At 68.2% G+C, this 19,109-nt stretch carries 21 protein-coding genes and 1 tRNA gene; 4 read left to right on the top strand and 18 right to left on the bottom strand.

Translation table 11 applies throughout. The annotated features are described in order from the left end of the window. Positions 1–591: 591 nt before the first annotated feature. From Pth03_RS32495 to Pth03_RS32450, 10 genes are all read right to left on the bottom strand, one after another. Positions 592–1,107 (bottom strand): Rv1363c family protein, encoded by a 516-nt coding sequence (locus tag Pth03_RS32495; protein WP_203948268.1) that lies wholly within the window; start codon positions 1,105–1,107, stop codon positions 592–594. Next, entirely contained in the window at positions 1,104–1,589 is a 486-nt protein-coding gene (locus tag Pth03_RS32490; protein ID WP_203948267.1) for an Rv1363c family protein, read from the bottom strand. The genes Pth03_RS32495 and Pth03_RS32490 overlap by 4 nt, the downstream gene beginning before the upstream one ends. 164 nt (positions 1,590–1,753) lie before the next feature. Then, positions 1,754–2,146 (bottom strand): 50S ribosomal protein L7/L12, encoded by a 393-nt coding sequence (rplL, locus tag Pth03_RS32485; RefSeq protein ID WP_203948266.1) that lies wholly within the window; start codon positions 2,144–2,146, stop codon positions 1,754–1,756. 77 nt (positions 2,147–2,223) lie between these two features. Further along, on the bottom strand, positions 2,224–2,748 hold the full coding sequence (gene rplJ / locus Pth03_RS32480; protein WP_203948265.1) for a 50S ribosomal protein L10: 525 nt from the start codon (positions 2,746–2,748) through the stop codon (positions 2,224–2,226). 225 nt (positions 2,749–2,973) lie between these two features. After that, on the bottom strand, positions 2,974–3,810 hold the full coding sequence (locus Pth03_RS32475; RefSeq protein ID WP_203948264.1) for an SCO4651 family lipoprotein: 837 nt from the start codon (positions 3,808–3,810) through the stop codon (positions 2,974–2,976). A 344-nt stretch (positions 3,811–4,154) separates the two neighbouring features. After that, positions 4,155–4,868: a 50S ribosomal protein L1 gene (gene rplA / locus Pth03_RS32470; protein WP_203948263.1), complete on the bottom strand. Its 714-nt coding sequence runs from the start codon at positions 4,866–4,868 to the stop codon at positions 4,155–4,157. Between the two features lie 215 nt (positions 4,869–5,083). Continuing rightward, the gene (rplK, locus tag Pth03_RS32465) at positions 5,084–5,515 is read right to left on the bottom strand and encodes a 50S ribosomal protein L11 (protein WP_203948262.1); all 432 of its coding nucleotides are present in this window, start codon (positions 5,513–5,515) and stop codon (positions 5,084–5,086) included. A 114-nt stretch (positions 5,516–5,629) separates the two neighbouring features. Continuing rightward, positions 5,630–6,400: a transcription termination/antitermination protein NusG gene (nusG, locus tag Pth03_RS32460; RefSeq protein ID WP_203948261.1), complete on the bottom strand. Its 771-nt coding sequence runs from the start codon at positions 6,398–6,400 to the stop codon at positions 5,630–5,632. Between the two features lie 55 nt (positions 6,401–6,455). Beyond that, positions 6,456–6,713, bottom strand: coding sequence for a preprotein translocase subunit SecE (gene secE / locus Pth03_RS32455; protein WP_239094956.1), 258 nt, complete (start codon positions 6,711–6,713; stop codon positions 6,456–6,458). 75 nt (positions 6,714–6,788) lie between these two features. Then, positions 6,789–6,861 (bottom strand) — tRNA-Trp (locus Pth03_RS32450). A 204-nt stretch (positions 6,862–7,065) separates the two neighbouring features. Here Pth03_RS32450 and Pth03_RS32445 point away from each other — a divergent pair. Beyond that, the gene (locus tag Pth03_RS32445; RefSeq protein ID WP_203948259.1) at positions 7,066–8,271 is read left to right on the top strand and encodes a pyridoxal phosphate-dependent aminotransferase; all 1,206 of its coding nucleotides are present in this window, start codon (positions 7,066–7,068) and stop codon (positions 8,269–8,271) included. Positions 8,272–8,332: 61 nt separating this feature from the next. Here Pth03_RS32445 and Pth03_RS42810 read toward each other — a convergent pair whose 3' ends face one another. Both Pth03_RS42810 and Pth03_RS32440 read right to left on the bottom strand, forming a co-directional pair. Beyond that, positions 8,333–8,524 carry a DUF4143 domain-containing protein gene (locus Pth03_RS42810; RefSeq protein ID WP_505874319.1) on the bottom strand — a complete coding sequence of 64 codons (192 nt, stop codon included), beginning with the start codon at positions 8,522–8,524 and terminating at the stop codon, positions 8,333–8,335. Continuing rightward, positions 8,515–8,793: a hypothetical protein gene (locus Pth03_RS32440; RefSeq protein ID WP_203948258.1), complete on the bottom strand. Its 279-nt coding sequence runs from the start codon at positions 8,791–8,793 to the stop codon at positions 8,515–8,517. Before Pth03_RS32440 ends, Pth03_RS42810 begins: the two co-directional genes overlap by 10 nt. Before the next feature lie 373 nt (positions 8,794–9,166). Between Pth03_RS32440 and Pth03_RS32435 the strand changes: the two genes are divergently transcribed. Beyond that, the gene (locus Pth03_RS32435) at positions 9,167–10,183 is read left to right on the top strand and encodes an adenosine deaminase (protein ID WP_203948257.1); all 1,017 of its coding nucleotides are present in this window, start codon (positions 9,167–9,169) and stop codon (positions 10,181–10,183) included. A 23-nt stretch (positions 10,184–10,206) separates the two neighbouring features. On the opposite strand, the gene Pth03_RS32430 is transcribed toward Pth03_RS32435, so the two are convergent. Both Pth03_RS32430 and Pth03_RS32425 read right to left on the bottom strand, forming a co-directional pair. Then, a complete protein-coding gene (locus Pth03_RS32430; protein WP_203948256.1) occupies positions 10,207–11,034 on the bottom strand; it encodes a hypothetical protein in 828 nt (275 codons plus the stop codon). Continuing rightward, entirely contained in the window at positions 11,021–11,560 is a 540-nt protein-coding gene (locus tag Pth03_RS32425) for an RNA polymerase sigma factor (RefSeq protein WP_203948255.1), read from the bottom strand. The genes Pth03_RS32430 and Pth03_RS32425 overlap by 14 nt, the downstream gene beginning before the upstream one ends. 111 nt (positions 11,561–11,671) lie before the next feature. Here Pth03_RS32425 and Pth03_RS32420 point away from each other — a divergent pair, with 111 nt between their 5' ends. Next, positions 11,672–12,403 (top strand): class I SAM-dependent methyltransferase, encoded by a 732-nt coding sequence (locus Pth03_RS32420; RefSeq protein WP_203948254.1) that lies wholly within the window; start codon positions 11,672–11,674, stop codon positions 12,401–12,403. 99 nt (positions 12,404–12,502) lie between these two features. Continuing rightward, a complete protein-coding gene (locus tag Pth03_RS32415) occupies positions 12,503–14,377 on the top strand; it encodes an acyl-CoA dehydrogenase family protein (protein WP_203948253.1) in 1,875 nt (624 codons plus the stop codon). A 503-nt stretch (positions 14,378–14,880) separates the two neighbouring features. Here the strand turns inward: Pth03_RS32415 and Pth03_RS32410 are convergent. The 4 genes from Pth03_RS32410 to Pth03_RS32395 all read right to left on the bottom strand — a co-directional run bounded on the left by Pth03_RS32410 (position 14,881) and on the right by Pth03_RS32395 (position 18,892). Beyond that, positions 14,881–16,014: an acetyl-CoA C-acetyltransferase gene (locus tag Pth03_RS32410; RefSeq protein ID WP_203948252.1), complete on the bottom strand. Its 1,134-nt coding sequence runs from the start codon at positions 16,012–16,014 to the stop codon at positions 14,881–14,883. Between the two features lie 133 nt (positions 16,015–16,147). After that, the gene (locus Pth03_RS32405; protein WP_203948251.1) at positions 16,148–17,164 is read right to left on the bottom strand and encodes a hypothetical protein; all 1,017 of its coding nucleotides are present in this window, start codon (positions 17,162–17,164) and stop codon (positions 16,148–16,150) included. Between the two features lie 82 nt (positions 17,165–17,246). Next, positions 17,247–18,095, bottom strand: coding sequence for a class F sortase (locus Pth03_RS32400; protein WP_203948250.1), 849 nt, complete (start codon positions 18,093–18,095; stop codon positions 17,247–17,249). A 32-nt stretch (positions 18,096–18,127) separates the two neighbouring features. After that, positions 18,128–18,892, bottom strand: a complete 765-nt coding sequence (locus tag Pth03_RS32395) for a hypothetical protein (protein ID WP_203948249.1) — start codon at positions 18,890–18,892, stop codon at positions 18,128–18,130. Between the last annotated feature and the right edge of the window lie 217 nt (positions 18,893–19,109).

Here is a 19,109-nt window from a genome sequence, read left to right as displayed (position 1 = left end):
CGAGCCGCCTCGACCCGGCCCTTCCATTTCTCGTTGCCGAGCAGCCAGTCAAAGGACTCGGTCTGCAAGGCGAGAAGGTCGGGGACTTCGAGCGGCTCATCGATACGTGCAAAAGACACGGTACGGGGGCCGGCGGGTACGGCGGAGGCGTTGCGCGAGGCTGCCAACAGATGTCCTTCCGAGGGCTCGCGGACTGACTACACGCACGCCAGACGACCAGAGACTAAGCATTACTCAGAGAGACGGTCGTCAAAGGGCAGCGCAAAGGGGCAGTGTAGCCGATAGGCATACACCTGTCCACTCCGCTCTCGCTCTGCGCTCCACGTTGGTGGCAGCATCACCCGTCCAGGCCGAAACGTCAAGCCCGAGAGCCCACATTTCGCCTAACTGACGGGCACCACGCTGGGTGTTTCCCATCCGTTCGGCGCGCGAACTCCATCGGAACCTCTCCCTACCCGAGAGCCGGTCGAGGTAACGTTCCGTCACACGCACGAGCCAACGCTGACCGATGATCGACGTTGCCGTGCCAAAGGGTCTTCCCCGTTAAGTGCGTCCTAAACACAACCTTTGCGAACAATTGAATAAACCGCCTCAGCGGGCGGGCGTGTCCCCCAGCAGCGTCGACAGGTCGGCCGCCCGCCAGCCATCGCCGTCCGTCACCAGCACGAGGCGGGCCCTGCCCTGGCTCACCTGCTGCTCCGGATCTTCACCCTCGGCGCCGGCGCCGCTCCTGATCATGTTGACGAACACCAGCACCCGCACCTCCTCCGGGGTCGCGCTCTCGACGCCCGCCGCCGCCACCACAGCCTGCTGGACCAGCCGGCGGCGCCGGGCCTCCTCCGGGAGCGTCGCCGCCAGCTCGCCGTAGCGTCGCGCCAGCGCCCCCGTCGCGCGATCCCGCGCCCGCCGAAGATCCTGATCGATCGTACGGTAGTCGTACGACAAAAGATCAGGCGCCATGGTCCGGGCGGCCGCCAGAGCCGACGCTGACGCCGCGTCGGCCGCCTCGACCCTTCTCAGGTCCAGATACGTACGGCAGGCCGTCACGGCGAAGACCACGGACGCCCCCGCCAGGAGGACCAGGAGGACCAGGAGCAGGCGTCTCACTGCACGAGCTCCGACCGGGAGACCAGCCAGATGCCGCCGACCTTGCTGACCTCCATGCGCCAGCGGAAGAAGCGCTCCTCGGGAGCGGCCTTCCTGCCATCTTCCCAGTGGATCACCGCGTCCGCCGCGATCAACACCTCGGCCGACGTCCGGTCGGCGGACATGGATTCCAGCCCGGTCGCCCGCAACGCCCCCGTCTGGACGACCTTGTTGTCGAGCGTCGCCTGACGCAGCGCCGGCTCGCCCCGGATGAACTCCTCACGCTGCTCGCCCGTGGAGGTCGCCTCGACCCGCTTCATGTCGGCCTCGATGGTCCTGTGGTCGATCGACAACAGGCTGACCGCGTGCGCCGCGGCCGCACGAGTGGCTACTCGTCCGGCGTCCTGGAGCACCTGCGCCGCGTCACGTGCCTCGCCCAGCCGTACGGCCGCCGCGGCCAGTGCGGCGGCGACCACGAAGGAGACGATCAGCGTGCGCCACATGCGGCCCACCCCCGATCATGTCGCCGGACGCCGGATCCTATCCCGCAACATAGATCACCAGGCCGTGCCTGCCCATAGGGTCTGGATCCCGTACGGCCGGGCCCGGACATGCGAAAGGGCGGGTACACCCGGCACCTGGGTGGACCCGCCCTTCCGGCGAGGTGTTACTTGACGGTGACGCTGGCGCCGGCACCCTCGAGGGCGGCCTTCGCCTTCTCGGCCTGCTCCTTGTTGACCTTGCCGTCGAAGACCGGCTTCGGAGCGCCGTCGACCAGGTCCTTGGCCTCCTTGAGGCCCAGGCTGGTCAGAGCGCGGATCTCCTTGATGACCTGGATCTTCTTGTCGCCGGCGGCCTCGAGGATGACCTCGAACTCGTCCTGCTCCTCGGCCTCCTCAGCGGCGGCGGGGGCGCCGGGCGCACCCGCGGCGGCGACGGCGACCGGGGCGGCGGCCTTGACGTCGAAGGTCTCCTCGAAGAGCTTCACGAAGTCGGAGAGCTCAAGGAGGGTCATCTCCTTGAAGGTGTCGAGCAGCTCGTCGGTGCTGAGCTTCGCCATGGTGTTCCTCCAGTGGATCTAGCTAAAAACGATGAAAAGGGACCGCGGTGCGCGTCCCCCGCCCGCTTGCGCGGGACCTACTCGCCCGTCTCTTCGCGCTTGGCGCGCAGAGCCTCGGCGAGCCGAGCCATGGTCGTGGGCAGCGCGGCGAAGGTGGCGGCAGCCTGGGACTGCTTGGCCTTCAGCGCACCGGCCAGCTTCGCGAGGAGAACCTCACGGGACTCGAGGTCGGCAAGCTTCGTGATCTCCGAGGGGGTCATCGACTTGCCGTCGACGACGCCGCCCTTGATCACCAGGAGGGGGTTGGCCTTGGCGAATTCACGCAGACCCTTGGCCGCCTCGACGACATCGCCCTTCACGAAGGCGATGGCGGTCGGACCCTTGAGCAGGTCGTCCAGGGCGGTGATCCCGGCGCCGTTGGCCGCGATCCTGGTCAGCGTGTTCTTCGCCACGGCGAACTTCGCATGCCCACCGAGAGAAACGCGCAGCTCCTTGAGCTGGGCGACGGTGAGACCGCGGTATTCGGTCAGAACGGCGGCGCTGGAGCCTTCGAACTCACTCTTGAGTTCGGCAACCGCACCGCTCTTGTCCGCCTTCGCCATGGGCCTCCTTCCAGATGTGCCGCCGGCGAAGACCCGGAGAAACGAACAAGCCCCGGCGCAGGCGCACGGGGCTTGGGGGACGTGACACGTCCCTAAGCTCTCTTCACACCTACGCGGGTCGTCCGCTCACGCGGAGCCTTCGGTCGCCGTGCTACGAAACAGCCCGGCGACGACCGGCGGTCTTTGGCAGAAGACAGGATACGTGTCAATCCACAGGACGCCAAATCAGCCGAGAGGCACGTTGGTCGGCATCTCAGCGATCTGGCTGGCCGGCGGAGCAGTGATCTCCAGCTTCTCGTTGAACGACTTGAAGGTCATGGTGATGTCGACGGTGCCCTGCCCGCCCGCGTCGCTCTTGATCACCATCTTGCGGGGCAGGCCCTCGCCGTCGATCCAGACGTCGAACTTCATGTCCTTCATGCCCTTGAGCTGGCCCTTGAGCTGCTCCTGGGTCTTGGCGGGCAGCTGCTTGAGCGCCGCGTCCAGGGGGTAGCTGCCCGCGAAGTGCGTGGTGTCGACACCGCCGACCTTCTCACTGCCGACCTGCTTGACGTCCTTGGAGGCCGTCAGCATGGCGATGTTGGTCCGCATGTCCATCTGGTTCGCCTGGCCGAGGAGCTCGTCCATGTTCAGCCCGGACTGGGCGCCGAGCTTCTTGAGGTCGAGCTTGATCCATGCCTTGTCGCCGCCCATGAGCTGCTTGAGCATGTCCATCTTCAAGTAGGCGACGTCGCCGTTGAGGATCATCCGCATGCCGCCCGGGATGTCCTGGCCGCCGCTGGAGATCTTGTCGAGGGTCATGTCCATCGCGAGCTTCGGGCTGGTCTGCGCGCGCATGCTGCCCTGGATGTTCCCCGAGTCGCCCGTGGGACTGGCCATGTCCATGGCGATGTCCGCCGTGTAGGACGTGACCTTCTCGGCCTTCTGCGCCGTCTGCTGCAGGACCTCGGCCGCCGACAGCTTGACCTTGTCCAGGGCCGGGGTGTTGTTCGCGGTGGTGCTGCCGCACCCCGCCGCCGTGATCGCGACCGCCACTCCGGCGGCCACCAGGAATCGGCGCATCCGTATTTTCCTTTCATTCCCCCAATAGGTGCTCCCCGACCCTATGCCCGCGGGACCCCGCGCGCGCTGATTTATCGGAAACAACCGACATATAACCAGCCCTCAAACGGTACAAACAGGACGTTTTCTCCGTTAAACGATGGGGGTCGCAATAAAGCTGTAATAAGGAATCCGAGGAACGACCTGATCACACGGCCTGCCGCATGAACATGCACCCGGCCGTACGAACACAGCAGACACACCCGTACGGAAGATCCACAGAAAGCGAGAAACCTCCGCCCGGACGGGCGGAGGTTTCTCCAAAATTGTTGATCAAGGCCGGGAAGAGGCCCGGATCAGATTGATCAGGCGTCGATCTCGGCGGTCAGCGCCCGCGTCTCGTTCGGGTCGACCGGGATGCCCGGGCCCATCGACGTGGTGAACGTGACCTTCTTGAGGTAACGACCCTTGGCTGCCGACGGCTTGAGACGCAGCACCTCGTCGAGAGCGGCCGCGTAGTTCTCCACGAGCTGACGCTCGTCGAACGACGCCTTGCCGATGATGAAGTGAAGGTTCGCGTGCCGGTCGACCCGGAACTCGATCTTTCCGCCCTTGATGTCCGTGACGGCCTTGCCGACGGCGGGCGTCACGGTGCCGGTCTTCGGGTTCGGCATCAGACCACGCGGGCCGAGCACACGGCCCAGACGGCCGACCTTGCCCATCAGGTCCGGCGTGGCGACGACCGCGTCGAAGTCGAGACGGCCCTTGGCCACCTCGTCGATCAGCTCGTCGGAGCCCACGATGTCGGCGCCCGCGGCGCGGGCCTCCTCGGCACGGTCACCGGTGGCGAAGACCAGGACCCGGGCGGTCTTGCCGGTGCCGTGCGGGAGGTTGACGGTGCCACGGACCATCTGGTCCGCCTTACGCGGGTCGACACCCAGACGCAGGGCGACCTCGACGGTGGCGTCGAACTTGGTGGTGGCGGTCTGCTTGGCCAGCCGGACGCCGTCCAGCGGGTTGTACAGGGCGTCGCGGTCGACCTGCGCCGCCGCGTTCTTCCAGCTCTTGCTGCGCTTCATTACAGCTCCTCATGGAGTTCGTGGTGCGGGCCGGCGCACGGCCCTTCCACTGTGTCTGATTTGCCTCGCTTCGCGAGGCTGTTCGGGTCGCCTCCAGGCGAGAGCTTCCCTCGTCACGCTTGGTCGCTCCGCTCCCGCACGCTCCTCAGTCCAGCCCCTCGCCGCGACCCTCACGGTTTGATTTGCCTCGCCTCTGGCGAAGCGGCCGCCGTGGGTCAGTCGCCGATGGTGATGCCCATCGAGCGCGCGGTGCCGGCGATGATCTTCTCGGCCGCCTCGATGTCGTTGGCGTTGAGGTCCTGCATCTTCGTCTCGGCGATCTGACGCAGCTGGTCCTTGGTGAGCTTGCCCACCTTGTCCTTGTGCGGGACCGCGCTGCCCTTCTGCAGGCCGGCGGCCTTCTTGATCAGCTCGGGCGCCGGCGGCGTCTTCGTGACGAAGGTGAAGGTGCGGTCTTCGAAGATGGTGATCTCGACGGGGATGATGTTGCCCCGCTGAGCCTCCGTCGCCGCGTTGTACTGCTTGACGAATTCCATGATGTTGACGCCGTGGGGACCGAGGGCGGTACCGACGGGCGGCGCGGGGGTGGCCTGGCCAGCGGGAAGCTGGACCTTCACCAGGGCCGCGACTTTCTTCTTAGGAGGCATCTGTCCTTCTCCGGGTCCTTTGTCCTACAACACCTCACAGCGCACGGAAAGCCGGTTCGTCGACCGGCTTCCCGTTGTGCGCGTGAGGACGACTAGAGAGTCTATGTGACGTGCTCAGATCTTCGAGACCTGGTTGAACGACAGCTCGACCGGGGTCTCCCGGCCGAAGATCGAGACAAGCACCTTCAGCTTCTGCGATTCGGCGCTGATCTCGCTGACCGTCGCCGGCAGCGTCGCGAACGGCCCGTCCATGACGGTGACGGACTCGCCGACCTCGAAGTCGACTGTCGCGGCCGCGGCCTTGGAGGTCGCCTTCTTGACTTCCTCGCTCGGCTCGGGCGCGAGCAGCTTGGCGACCTCGTCGAGGTTGAGCGGGCTGGGCTTGTTGGACAGGCCCACGAAACCGGTCACCCCGGGCGTGTTGCGGACCGCGGCCCACGACTCGTCGGTCAGGTCCATGCGGACGAGCACGTAGCCGGGAAGGACACGCTCCTTGATCGGAGTCTTCTTGCCGCCCTTGAACTCGGTGATCGTGTGGGTCGGCACCTCGACCTGGAAGATGAAGTCCTCCATGTTGAGGGACCCGGTGCGGCTCTCGATGTTCTGCTTCACGCGGTTCTCGTAGCCGGCGTAGGAGTGGATGACGTACCACTCGCCGAACTGGCCGCGGAGCTGACGCTTGAACTCCTCGATCGGGTCGACGTCCGGCAGGATGTCGCCGTCCTCGTCGACCTGCGCGACGGCCTCGGTCGAGTCGGCGTCACCGTCGACACCGTCGGAGTCGGCGACCTCGTCGCTGACTTCTTCTACGGCTTCTACGGCCTCGTCCGGCTCGGACTCCCACTCATCGCGGGAGCCATCGACCGGGAGCGGAGACTCGGACACGGGACTCTTCCTTCTTCGATCGGTGAAATGGTGTGCTGACACACCTCGGGCTGGATCAGGATCCGCCGAAGACGGCCAGCACCACCTTCCCCAGCAAGGAGTCGATCCCGAACACGATCCCGACCATGATCACGACAAAGACGAGAACCACGGTCGTGTAGCTGATCAGATCGTTGCGCCGAGGCCAGATGACCTTACGAAGCTCGGCGACGACCTGACGGTAGAAAACAGCGGGAGAGGTGCGCTTGGCCTTCTTCTCACCGCTCGGCTTGCCTGGCTTTCCAGCGGTCTCGCCGCGGGTGTCGATCGCCACAGTCCTCACCTGATCCGTCGTGTCCATCGCATCTTGCGGCGCGCTCTAACGCCTTGGTGCGCGGACCGCACTCCGCAGGGCACGAGGGACTCGAACCCCCAACCGCCGGTTTTGGAGACCGGTGCGCTACCAATTGCGCTAGTGCCCTAAGCCGTGCACCACAATACCCGAGAAACGCGTGAGTTCGGCCTAACGTTCCTCGGTACATGGTCCACTAGACGCTGGAGTCTACGGGGGATCCGTCCCCACGTCGAACCAATACGTCCCGCGCAGCTCAAAGCTACCGCCCAAGTGCGTCCGGATCGCGGATACCGAGGGGAAACCGAGGGGCGCGTCTGGAACGATGGTGCGCATGACCCGACCTCGCATTTCCGCGCGTATCTCTGCGATCTCCGAGTCCGCGACGCTCGCCGTGGACGCTAAGGCCAAGGCGATGAAGGCGGCCGGTCGCCCGGTCATCGGCTTCGGCGCCGGCGAGCCGGACTTCCCGACGCCCGACTACATCGTCGAGGCGGCGATCGAGGCGGCCCGGAATCCGCGGTTCCACAAGTACACCCCGGCCGGAGGCCTGCCCGAGCTCAAGCAGGCGATCGCCGACAAGACGCTGCGCGACAGCGGGTTCCAGGTCGACGCTTCGCACGTCCTCGTGACCAACGGCGGCAAGCAGGCCGTCTACGAGGCGTTCGCCACCCTGCTCGACCCGGGTGACGAGGTGCTCGTGGTCGCCCCGTACTGGACGACCTACCCCGAGGCGATCAAGCTGGCGGGGGGCGTCCAGGTCGACGTGGTCACCGACGAGACCACCGGCTATCTGGCGTCCGTCGAGCAGCTCGAGGAGAAGCTGACCGACCGCACCAAGGTCCTTCTGTTCGTCTCGCCCTCCAACCCGACCGGGGCGGTCTACTCCCCCGCGCAGGTAGAGGAGATCGGCCGTTGGGCTCTGGACAAGGGCCTGTGGGTCGTCACCGACGAGATCTACGAGCACCTGGTGTACGGCGACGCGACCTTCTCCAGCATCGCGACGGCCGTGCCCGAGCTGCGTGAGCGCGTGGTCGTGCTGAACGGCGTGGCCAAGACCTACGCCATGACCGGCTGGCGGGTGGGCTGGATGATCGGCCCGTCGGACGTCGTCAAGGCCGCGGCGAACCTGCAGTCCCACGCGACGTCCAACGTCGCGAACGTGTCCCAGGCCGCCGCGCTCGCCGCCGTCACCGGTGACCTGTCGGCCGTGGCCCGGATGCGCGAGGCGTTCGACCGTCGCCGCCAGACCATGGTCAGGATGCTCAACGAGATCCCCGGAGTCGTCTGCCCCGAGCCGCTGGGCGCGTTCTACGCCTACCCCTCGGTCAAGGCCCTCCTGGGCAAGGAGATCCGCGGCAGGCGCCCGCAGACGTCGGCCGAGCTCGCCGAGCTCATCCTCGAGGAGGCCGAGGTCGCCCTCGTGCCCGGCGAGGCGTTCGGCACTCCGGGCTACTTCCGGCTGTCGTACGCGCTGGGCGACGACGACCTGGCCGAAGGCGTCAGCCGGATGGCCAAGCTCCTCGGTGAGGCCCACTGAGCATGTGAACGAGGGCCCGGGCCGTACGGTCCGGGCCCTCGTGCTGTCCGGACGGCCGTGCTCAGCCCCAAATCGCGCAGATCGGAGCCGCGATGATTCTCTCGCCGAGCTCGTAGACGCGCGGCCCCGTGTGCAGAACGACTCCTGCCACGAAGCGATCACCCAGCTCATCCCGGAGCCAGGTCAGATGCTTGGCGGCGTCTGCACGAGGGGCCGCGCCCGAGTTGACCTCTATTCCGATAATTAGTCCCATCCCCAACTCGAGGATGATGCCCACCTCGTGGCGCCCTGGTCCTGCCTGACGTGATACATCCGCGGCCGGCTTGCGCACACCGGCACCTCGGCGCGCAGCTGCTCGTACAGGGTTTTGTCAGTCACCACTCCGGCGGTGTTGAGGGCGAGCGCCTCCAGGTAGGCCCTCAACCGGACGGGATCGCGACGCCCGTCGAGCGTCTCGACCTGCCATTCGTCGAGGAGAACCGGCTCAGGCACCCTGCCGAGGGCGGCGTCCGCATCAGCCACGAATGCGGCATTCTCCTTTTCACGGTCAAGCCGGATCACCGTCTCGACGCGCCGGGCGGCCGTAGTGGTCTTCCCCGTTGCCCGGGGACCCACCAGCATGATCGCGGGCAATGTGCTGAAGATCTCATCGATCAGAGGATCCACCAGCCGTGGAATGTACGCGTCACGTGCTACAAGAAGCCGCGCTACCAATCTCCCCCAGGCTTCAGTACAAAGATGACCCAGCACCCGGGCCTCGCCGCGGGCTTCACCGAATCTCAGCGCGGCGGCCGGCTCGGTCGTCCGGCGGTCCGCGGTGGCCGTACGAGGCTTTCTCCGGCGTGACGTGCGAGGTCACGACGAGGACGAGAGGCGGATGCGGCAGGATATGGAGATGCCGCGCCCACTCGACATGCTCCCCAAGGCCCACCTGCATCTCCACTTCACCGGATCGATGCGGCATTCGACGCTCATCGAGCTCGCGCGTGAGCACGGCGTCCATCTGCCCGACGCGCTCGAACAGGACTGGCCTCCGCGGCTCCGGGCGACGGACGAGCGGGGCTGGTTCCGCTTCCAGCGGTTGTACGACATCGCGCGATCGGTGCTCAAGCGACCCGAGGACGTCTACCGGCTGCTGCGGGAGGCCGCTGAGGACGAGGCCGCGGAAGGCTCTCGCTGGCTGGAGATCCAGGTCGACCCGTCCGGCTACGCCCAGCGGTTCGGCGGGCTGACCGCGACCCTGGAGCTCGTCCTCGACGCCGCGGAGGCCGCTGCCTCGTCAGCCGGGATCGGCATGGCCGTCATCGTCGCCGCCAATCGCACCCGGCACCCTCTCGACGCCCGCACCCTCGCCCGTCTGGCCTCGCAGTACGCCGGCAGGGGGGTCGTGGGCTTCGGCCTGTCCAACGACGAGCGGCGCGGCCGGGCCAGAGACTTCGACGCCGCCTTCCGCATCGCCAAACGTGCCGGCCTGCTCGCCGTGCCGCACGGGGGCGAGCTCATGGGCCCGGCCAGCGTGGCCGAGTGCGTCGACGATCTCGGGGCGGATCGCGTCGGCCACGGGGTGCGCGCGGCCGAGTCGCCCCGCCTGATGGAACGGCTGGCCGACCGGCAGGTCACCTGCGAGGTCTGCCCGCTGTCCAACGTGGGCCTCGGCGTCGCGGGAAGCCCGGAGGACGTGCCGCTGCGCCGGCTGTTCGACGCGGGCGTGCCGATCGCGCTGGGCGCCGACGACCCGTTGCTGTTCGGCGCGCGCCTGCTGCCGCAATATCAGCTCGCCCGTGACGTGTACGGCTTCTCCGACGCGGAGACCGCCGAGCTGGCCCGGCAGTCGATCCGCTCCTCGACCGCCCCGGATCCGATGAAGAAGGAGCTCATGACCGAGATCGACGCCTGGCTGGCCACCGAATAGTCCGAAGAGTCCGTATGGCCGGGTCAGCGGACCGAATCGGCGATTCGCAGCGCCTCGTCCCGATCCGGCCCCTCCAGCCGGAGCCCGACCAGCCCGCGCTGCCAGATGAGCGTCGGCCCCGCCACCTGCTCCTCCTCCGGCTCGCCGCTGCGCGCGGGCACGTACGACACGCCGTGCGGCTGCTCGATCCACCAGCCCGGGAGCGCCGCGATCTGCTCGGGCCAGGGCGCTCCGAGTTCCTTCCTGAAGACCACTCCCAGCGTCCCGTCGTATTCGTCGAGCCGAACCCCCGGCCAGCGCAGGGTCACGACCCTGCCGCCGTCGGCGATCCGGACATCCGCAGGCTCCCCCAGGGCCGACGGCACGGCGACCGGGAAAGCCACCTCACGCTTCGCCTGGTCGAGCGTCACCCTCCGCTCGGACGGCAGCGGGCTCGGCGTGCTCGTCGGCAGGGGACGGGAGTCGTGGACCTCGATCTCGACGCCCGCGAACCTGAGCACGGACACGACGGCCGCGCGGCCCTGCGGAGTGGCCGCGATCAGCACGGCGAGGAACACCGCGACCGCCGCGACGGCCTTGCGGGGCGACGTCCACGGCCGCCGGCGCGCGGGCCGCGGCTCTTCCCTCGCGCCTTCGAGCCGGGTCCGTACGGCACGGGCCACGTCGGCGGGAGGGGGCGCGGGCGCATGCAGCGTCTCGCCGAGCGCGAGGAGTTCGGCCTCCAGCCCGGTCACCGGCTCGGCGAATCCGTCAATGCTGCGATCGCCTGGTGCGCCGGCCGCACCGCGGATCTCGTTGCCGAACCGGTCGTCGCCGGTCTGGTCTCCGGAACGCTCGTCAGAGGAGCTCATTGCCCACCCCCTCTCGCAGGCGCCGAAGGCCGCGGGACGTCCGCGACTTCACCGTTCCGAGCCGTACGCCGAGGACTTCGGCGGTCTCCGCCTCGGACAGCTGTAAGAAATACCGGCAGACCACCGCCTCGCGTTCCCGATCAGGCAGTCCGCGCACCGCGTCGAGAAGCCGGCGCCTGCCGTCGGCGGCGACCGTGAGGCTCTCGGGCTCCTCGGCGGCTCCTCGCTCGGGTTCCCGGCCCAGCCGTACGGCGAGGTCGGCGCGACGGCCACGGGCCCGGGTGAGGTTGTGGGTCTCGTTGGCGACGATACGCAGCAGCCAGGGCCGGAACGCCCCGTCCCTGCGGAAGCTTCCCAGGTGGCGGAACGCCTTGACGAACGCCTCCTGGACCACGTCTTCGGCCTCGTCACCCGCGCCCAGCAGGCCGGCCGTACGGTGGGCGACCATGCTGTAGCGGGCGACCAGCACCTCGTAGGCGTCAAGGTCGCCGGACAGTGCCCGCGTTATGGCTTCGTCGTCGTCCATCAATCATCGCTTTTGGAAATGACCAAGGAGCCTATTACGACGAATCGGACTGTGGCTATGGGAGGGCACTAGACTTTCGGGCACCCGTCAGAGCGCGTAAACGAGGATCGTATGTCTGGGTATGACCGTGTAGTCCAACCCGCCGCCGGAGACGAGGCACTGGAAAACCACCTGGGTGGGGACGAGGCCAAGAACTATCGGCAGTACGAGTTCGACATGGTCGCACCCCATGTCGGGCGGTCCATGCTGGAGATCGGGTCCGGCCTCGGGCATTTCGCGGAGCAGTTCCTGCCGCGGCTCGACCGGCTCGTGGTGAGCGACTTCGACCCCTACTGCGTCGAACAGCTCGGCAAGCGGTTCGCGGGCCGCGACGACATCTCGGTGCTGCAGTTCGGCCTGCCGACCGAGATCCCCCTGGACGACCCGGTGGACACCGTGATCATGATGAACGTCCTCGAACACATCGAGGAGGACGTCGAGGCGCTTCGTTCGCTCGCCAAGGTCACCAAGCCGGGCGGCCGGATCGTCATCTGGGTTCCCGGATACATGCAGCTTTACGGGGACTTCGACCGCAAGGTGGGCCACGTCCAGCGCTACACGCCCAAGACCCTCGGCGCGACCGTCGCCGGGGCCGGGCTCACGGCCGAGGTGCTGAAGCCGATCAACTTCCTCGGCGGCATCGCGTGGTGGGCGGCCGTACGCAGGGGCGGCGTGGGCTACCCCGACCCGCGGCTCGTGAAGATCTACGACCGGACCGTCGTGCCCGCCACCCGGCTCATCGAGCGGCTGATCCGCCCGCCGTTCGGGCAGACCGTGTTCTGCGTCGCCCGCGTCCCCGAATAGTGCGACTTGTCCCGGTAATCCGGCCTATACCAGAGCTGGCTACTCACTATTAGTAACCAGGCGTAACGTCGTAGTCATCGACCGCCTCTGGAGGCCGCGATGACCGATTACGCCAAGGCACGGGAAGTCGCCGAGCAGGCCCGCGAGAAGGAGTGGGCCCGGCCGAGCTTCGGAAAGCAGCTCTTCCTGGGCGACTTCCGGCTCGATCTCGTGCACCCCGCGCCGCGGTTGAGCGCGCGGGACGTCGAGAAAGGCCAGGAGTTCCTGCGGGCACTGCGGAGATTCCTGCAGGACAGGGTGGACCCGGCGCTCATCGAGCGCACGGCCGTGATCCCGGACGAGGTGGTCAAGGGCTTGGTGGCCCTGGGCGCGTTCGGGATGACGATCGACGAGGAGTACGGCGGGCTCGGGCTGAGCCACACCTATTACACGCGGGCGTTGCAGCTCACCGCGTCGTACTCCCCCGCGCTGAGCGCGTTGTTGTCGGCGCATCAGTCGATCGGGGTGCCCCAGCCGCTCCGGCTGTTCGGCACGCCCGAGCAGAAGCAGCGGTTCCTGCCGCGGTGCGCCGCCGGGGAGATCTCAGCCTTCCTCCTGACCGAGCCCGACGTGGGGTCCGACCCGGCCCGTCTGGCCACGACGGCGGTCCGCGACGGCGATTCCTACGTCATCGACGGGGTCAAGTTGTGGACGACCAACGGTGTCGTCGCCGACCTGCTCGTCGTGATGGCCAGAACGGGCCAGAAGATCTCCGCTTTCGTCGTCGAGGCCGACAGCCCGGGCATCACGGTCGAACGCCGCAACGCGTTCATGGGCCTGCGCGGCATCGAGAACGGCGTCACCCGCTTCCACCAGGTCCGCGTGCCCGCCGCCAATCTGATCGGCCGCGAGGGCCAGGGCCTCAAGATCGCCCTGACCACGCTTAACACGGGGCGCCTGTCCTTGCCTGCCACGTGCGCGGGCGCGGCCAAATGGGCCGCGAAGATCGCCCGCGAATGGTCCGCTCAGCGGGTGCAGTGGGGTCGCCCGATCGGCGGGCATGAGGCGGTGGCCAAGAAGATCGCCTTCATCACCTGTACGGCATACGCCCTCGAAGCCGTGGTGGAGCTGGCCGGCCGCCTGGCCGACGACGAGAACAACGACATCCGCATCGAGGCCGCCCTGGCCAAGCTCTACGGCTCGGAGATGGCCTGGCAGATCGCCGACGAACTCGTGCAGATCAGGGGCGGGCGCGGCTACGAGACGGCGGACTCGCTGCACGCCCGCGGCGAACGCGGCGTGCCCGCCGAGCAGGTACTGCGCGACCTGCGGATCAACCGCATCTTCGAAGGCTCCACCGAGATCATGCACCTGCTGATCGCCAGGGAGGCCGTCGACGCCCATCTCTCGGTCGCGGGCGGGCTCATCGACCCCGCCGCCGGCCTGCGGGAGAAGGGACGGGCGGCCACCAAGGCCGGCGGGTTCTACGCCAGATGGCTGCCCGGTCTGCTCACCGGGCCAGGGCAGCTGCCCACCTCCTACGCCGAGTTCGGCGGGCTGGCCCATCACCTGCGCTATGTCGAAAGGACCAGCCGCAAGCTGGCGAGGGCCACCTTCTACGGCATGTCCCGCTGGCAGGGCAGGCTGGAGCACAAGCAGGGCTTCCTGTCCCGGATCGTCGACATCGGCGCCGAACTGTTCGCCATGACCGCGGTGTGCATCCGCGCCCAGGAGGACGCCATGGAGCTCGGCAGCCGGCCGTACGAACTGGCGGACACCTTCTGCCATCAGTCGCGGCTGAGAGCCGAAGCGCTCTTCGACCGGTTGTGGGAGAACTCCGACGCCCTGGACAGCAGGATGGCCAAACTCGCGCTGGGCGGGCGGTACACGTTCGTGGAGGACGGCATCCTCGACCCCTCGATCGACGGGCCGTGGATAGCCCCCGCCACTCCCGGGCCGGCCACGTCGGCCGACGTGCACCGTCACGTGCGCTGACGAGCGGTGTGACTTCGCCGCCTTCGTCACCTGATGCGAGGGCGGCGGAAAACCCTTTGAGCGTTGCCGGGCCGGCTTGTTACGGTCGTCGCATGCGCATCTACCTCTGACGCGACCGCTGATCAGCCGACTCGGCTCATCAGTCGCGACTCAGCTTTCTGGCCAAGTCCGTCCTGACGCGGCAGCTGAGTGAACGGCACCTCGTGCCGCGTTCTCGTCACCCCAAGGAGATCTCGCATGCGAACCCGCGCGTCCCAAAAACACGGCAAGGGCGCTCCCAGCCAGGCGCAACCGCAGTACGGCAGGCCGTCGGCACCCCAGAGGACGCCCATGCCCCGCCAGCCCGTCCGGCCGATGCGGCAGCCGCGCAGGCTGCCCCGATCGAAGTGACGGTCTCTGAGCTCGTTTGATCAGGGTGCTCGCCTGATCAGGGTGAAGGGCACCCGCCGACCTGGGTGCCCTTCACGCTCTGCGTCACGGCCGTGACGACGGCCGTACCCGGATCATAGGCGCTCGATGACGGTGACGTTGGCCTGGCCGCCGCCCTCGCACATCGTCTGCAGGCCGTACCGTCCGCCGGTGCGCTCCAGTTCGTGCAGGAGCTTGGTCATCAGGATCGCCCCGGTGCCGCCGAGCGGGTGCCCGAGGGCGATCGCGCCGCCGTTCGGGTTCGTCTTCTGCGGGTCGGCGCCGATCTCGCGGAGCCACGCCAGGGGCACCGGGGCGAACGCCTCGTTGATCTCGACGACGTCGATGTCCTCGATGCCGAGGCCGGCTCGCTTGAGGGCCTTGCGCGTCGCGGGGATGGGCGCCGTCAGCATGTAGACGGGGTCGTCTCCCGCAAGCGCGAGCGTGACGATCCTGGCGCGCGGCGTCAGGCCGTGGTCGCGAACCGCCTGCTCGGAGGCGATCAGCAGCGCGCCGGAGCCGTCCGAGATCTGCGACGACGTCGCAGCGGTGATCCTTCCGTCCGGGCGGAGGGTCCTGAGCTCGGCCATTTTCTCCAGCGTCGAGTCGGGCCGGGGGCCCTCGTCGTCCTCGACTCCGGCGATCGGCGCGATCTGCTCCTTGAAGTAGCCGTTCGCGATCGCCTTGGCCGCCCGCTGGTGACTCTCGTAGGCGTACCGCTCCAGTTCCTCGCGGCTCAGGTTCCACTTCTCGGCCATCAGCTCGGCCCCGCGGAACTGGGTGATCTCCTGCATGCCGTACCGCTCGACCCACTTCTCGCCGAAGGGGAACGGCATGTCCTTCACGATGCTCGAGCCCATCGGCACGATCGACATCGACTCGACGCCCGCGGCGACGACCAGATCCTGCGTGCCGGACATGACCCCCTGGGCGGCGAAGTGGATCGCCTGCTGGGAGGAGCCGCACTGCCGGTCGACGGTGACACCGGGGACGCTCTCCGGAAGCCCGGCGCTGAGCCAGGCGTTGCGGGCGATGTCCAGCGACTGCGGGCCGACCTGCATGACGCAGCCCATGACCACGTCCTCCACGGCGGCGGGGTCGACGCCGGTCCGCTCGACGAGCGCGGAAAGTGTGTGCGCGGCCAGGTCCGTGGGATGAACGGCCGACAGCCCGCCTTTCTTCTTGCCGACCGGCGTGCGGACCGCACCGACGATGTACGCCTCAGCCACAGGTCCTCCAGACACAGTGCCTCCAGAAGAGAACCGAGCAATGTTCGGTTAATTGAGAGCGTACATCAGAACTTTTGTCGGTGAGAGTCCCTGCACGTCTGCATAAATCCGGCGGACCGGCCCGCTGAACAGGTCAGACGTAGCGGGCCGGGAGGATGTCCTCGGGTTCGGCGAGCTGGAATCCGCCCTGGTCGGTGGCGATCCCCTGCAACCGGTTCGCGAGGGCCAGCGCCAGGGAAACCCGGGCGAGTAGAGCCTCCTCGTCGAACTCCTCGGCCGCCTCACCCGGTTCGTCGTCCGCCGCCGCGTCCTCGGCCGGATCGGCCGCCGGAGGCTCGGCGCCCTCGCCGGTGCCCGCGTCGTGATCGATGTCGTGATCGGCGTCGGCGGCCCCGGCGGTTTCGGAACCCGCCGGCCCGGAGTCGGCCGCGCCGTCCGCCGTCTCATTGCCCGGCGCGTCGTCCTCGGTATCGGCCTCAGAGGCGGGCGCGGGTTCGAGCACGGAGACCCGCGCGACCACGATCTCGGTCAGGTACGGCCAGTGCACCTGGGCCGCCGGAGGAATGCGGTTGCCCTCCTCGATCGTGACCATGACGTCGGCGCCGGCGTACGCGTCGGTGACCACGCCACGATTCACGGGGATGTGGACGATGCCGTGAACGAGTTCGCCGTCCGGCCACCGGTCGGAATCCAGGGACTCGACCGGGCGCACGGTCTCGCCGAGCAGCGCGACGACCTCCTCCGCATCGGGCGCCGCAGGCAGGTAGACGAGCGCGCCGCGTTTGTCGCTGTCGGCGAGATCGGTCGGCTCGCCCTGGGTCAGCGACCACCCGCCGAGGCGGTAGGCGATGCCTTCGGCCAGCCCCTTGTCGAAGTAGTCGATCGGCAGCGGGCCTTCGGCTGCGACACGGCAGGCCCAGAGTTTTTCGGTGTCGGTGACGCCGAGCTTGCCGAGGATCTCGCCGGCCAGCTCGACGGGGGCGAGGATGCGTGAGCCGCCCGCGATGACGTCGTCGCCGTCCAGGCGGGCGTCCGGATCGGCCAGCTGGGCGATGGCCAGCAGCGTCTTCGGATCGGGCCGCTCCGGCAACAGAGCCGTGGGGCCCGTGCGCAACCTGCCCGGCAGCAGAAGATTCGACAACCAGCCCACAGGGCCCTCCTCGTGACGAGTCGAAGAGACGATAGCCCTCAGGAGCCGTGTCCCATGGGCCGTTGCCGGAACGGACCGGCGCTCAGGACTTCCCCGAGGCAGGACGCGTGCCGGTCATCCACGCATAAACGATGATGTTATCCAGATAATGACCAGTTGTTTGGTTATACGCTCCGCCGCATGTGATCAGCCTAAGTTCGGCGTCTACGCGGGAGCCGTACACCCGATCCGTCGGGAACGTCTGCTTGTTCGCCTGCTCCACGCCGCCGACGGTGAAGATCGCAGTGGTGCCGTCGAGCCGGACGACCTCGATCGTGTCGCCGCTGCGGATCTGGTAGAGCCGGCTGAAGACGGCGGACCGCGAGACGGTGTCCTTGTGCCCGAGCATCACGGCCGGGCCCGCCTCGCCCGGAGTGGGCCCGCCCCGGTACCACCCGACCAGATTGGCGTCGTTGATCGCCGGGGTCTCGATCGCCCCGCCCTTGTCGAGGCCCACCGACTCGACGGGCGCGTTCACACCGAGCTTCGGGATGATCAGCCGCTTCGGCGTCGACGGCATCAGTGGCGGGGCCGGGGGCACGGTCGGCCGCGGCGGAGGCGCGGTGGGGGCCGCCTGAACCAGCGCGGATCCTCCCGGCCCGACTGTGGGAGCCGGCCCCTGCACCTTCAGCACAGAGCGGGCGGGCGACTCGTACTCCTCGGGCGATCTCAGGATGAGGACCAGCCCGAAGACGATGGCCACCACGCCCGCCACCGCCGCCAGGAAGAGGCCCGCGCGGATCACTCCGGTGCCCGCCCCCGAACCCTCGGGCTCCTGCGGGAGGGGCGCCTGCGCCACGATCACGGGATGGAAGACCTGCGCGCCGTACACGACGTGCCCGGCGGAACCGGGCTCAGGCGTCCACCCGGCCTCCTCCGGCGACCTGTTCACCGTCGCACTCCTGGCAAGTCTCGCGACCCCGGCTAGTGCCGTACGGCACGGCGGCGGGCACGCAGCACCAGCCCGCCGCCCGCCGCGGCCAGGACCAGCGCGCTACCCGTCAGCAGGAACAGCCGCCCGTCGGGACCGGCTTCGCCGCCGCCACCGGTCGCGGCACCGCCCTCGGGTGTCTCGGTGACCTGTGCCGTCTCGGTGACGTAGACCGTCCTGGTGGTCTGAGGAGTGACCTTGATCGACAGGGCTGCCGCGGTGGTGTTGGCCGCGGCGGTCGTCGAGATCGAGCACGAGTACCACGTGGTGGGCGATCCGCTCGGGCCCACCCCCAGCGTGAACTTGTCGGCCTTCACGGAGATCGTTCCGGTCGCGGTCGGGGTGACCAGCGCCGTGAGCGTCGGCAGCGGCACGGGAGACCCGCTCGCGACCTCCGCTGCGGGCGTGCCGGTCGCGGTCGCCTGGACGGTCCTGGTCCCGGCGGGGCTCGGCCCGGCGACGATGAGGTCGCCGACGATGACGACGCGGTCGCCGGCGGGGATCGCGGCCGGTGCGGTGATGATCTGATCGGTGCCGGACGGCTGCTGGTTGACCCACGTCAGCGTGACCGCCTGCGACGGGATGGCGCCGGTCGGCCCGTTCAACGCCACGGTGAGGTTCGGCGAGGCCGTGGCGGTCGCGGGACCGGAAGGGGCGCAGACGTAGGCCACGGTCTTGGTGTCGGCCTGGGCCGCGATCGCGAAGAGACCGCCGGTCACAATGGCCGTGCCCGCCGCACCGGCCGCGGCCGTCCTCATGACGATTCGACGCCGTGCCTGCGCTCTCAGCACCGCCTGTCTCCCATCCCCGCCGTGTCAGCCTCATGTTGCGTACACATTTTGTTCATGACTTGCACGTGATCCTATGCAGTAAGCGGGAAAATCGCCGCCCCCCTTTGCGAATGGGCGATACTCCTGCCCAAAATTACGCTGTTGTCCGCAAATGTCCGTTTATGAATTTTCGCGCGACAGGGAA

The sequence above is a fragment of the Planotetraspora thailandica genome (assembly GCF_016863335.1).
GTDB lineage: Bacteria > Actinomycetota > Actinomycetes > Streptosporangiales > Streptosporangiaceae > Planotetraspora > Planotetraspora thailandica.
The sequence above is the reverse complement of the archived record's forward strand: the minus strand, read 5'-3'. Positions and strand labels throughout refer to the sequence as shown.

Coding starts and splice junctions, on each gene's coding strand:
- Pth03_RS32425 (WP_203948255.1), bottom strand. CDS start 11,560: ATGGACGACGACGAAGCCATAACGCGGGCACTGTCCGGCGACCTTGAC.
- Pth03_RS32490 (WP_203948267.1), bottom strand. CDS start 1,589: ATGTGGCGCACGCTGATCGTCTCCTTCGTGGTCGCCGCCGCACTGGCC.
- Pth03_RS32415 (WP_203948253.1), top strand. CDS start 12,503: ATGACCGATTACGCCAAGGCACGGGAAGTCGCCGAGCAGGCCCGCGAG.
- Pth03_RS32430 (WP_203948256.1), bottom strand. CDS start 11,034: ATGAGCTCCTCTGACGAGCGTTCCGGAGACCAGACCGGCGACGACCGG.
- Pth03_RS42810 (WP_505874319.1), bottom strand. CDS start 8,524: ATGGGACTAATTATCGGAATAGAGGTCAACTCGGGCGCGGCCCCTCGT.
- Pth03_RS32435 (WP_203948257.1), top strand. CDS start 9,167: ATGCCGCGCCCACTCGACATGCTCCCCAAGGCCCACCTGCATCTCCAC.
- rplK (WP_203948262.1), bottom strand. CDS start 5,515: ATGCCTCCTAAGAAGAAAGTCGCGGCCCTGGTGAAGGTCCAGCTTCCC.
- rplL (WP_203948266.1), bottom strand. CDS start 2,146: ATGGCGAAGCTCAGCACCGACGAGCTGCTCGACACCTTCAAGGAGATG.
- Pth03_RS32445 (WP_203948259.1), top strand. CDS start 7,066: ATGACCCGACCTCGCATTTCCGCGCGTATCTCTGCGATCTCCGAGTCC.
- Pth03_RS32395 (WP_203948249.1), bottom strand. CDS start 18,892: ATGAGGACGGCCGCGGCCGGTGCGGCGGGCACGGCCATTGTGACCGGC.
- rplA (WP_203948263.1), bottom strand. CDS start 4,868: ATGAAGCGCAGCAAGAGCTGGAAGAACGCGGCGGCGCAGGTCGACCGC.
- Pth03_RS32475 (WP_203948264.1), bottom strand. CDS start 3,810: ATGCGCCGATTCCTGGTGGCCGCCGGAGTGGCGGTCGCGATCACGGCG.
- Pth03_RS32420 (WP_203948254.1), top strand. CDS start 11,672: ATGTCTGGGTATGACCGTGTAGTCCAACCCGCCGCCGGAGACGAGGCA.
- rplJ (WP_203948265.1), bottom strand. CDS start 2,748: ATGGCGAAGGCGGACAAGAGCGGTGCGGTTGCCGAACTCAAGAGTGAG.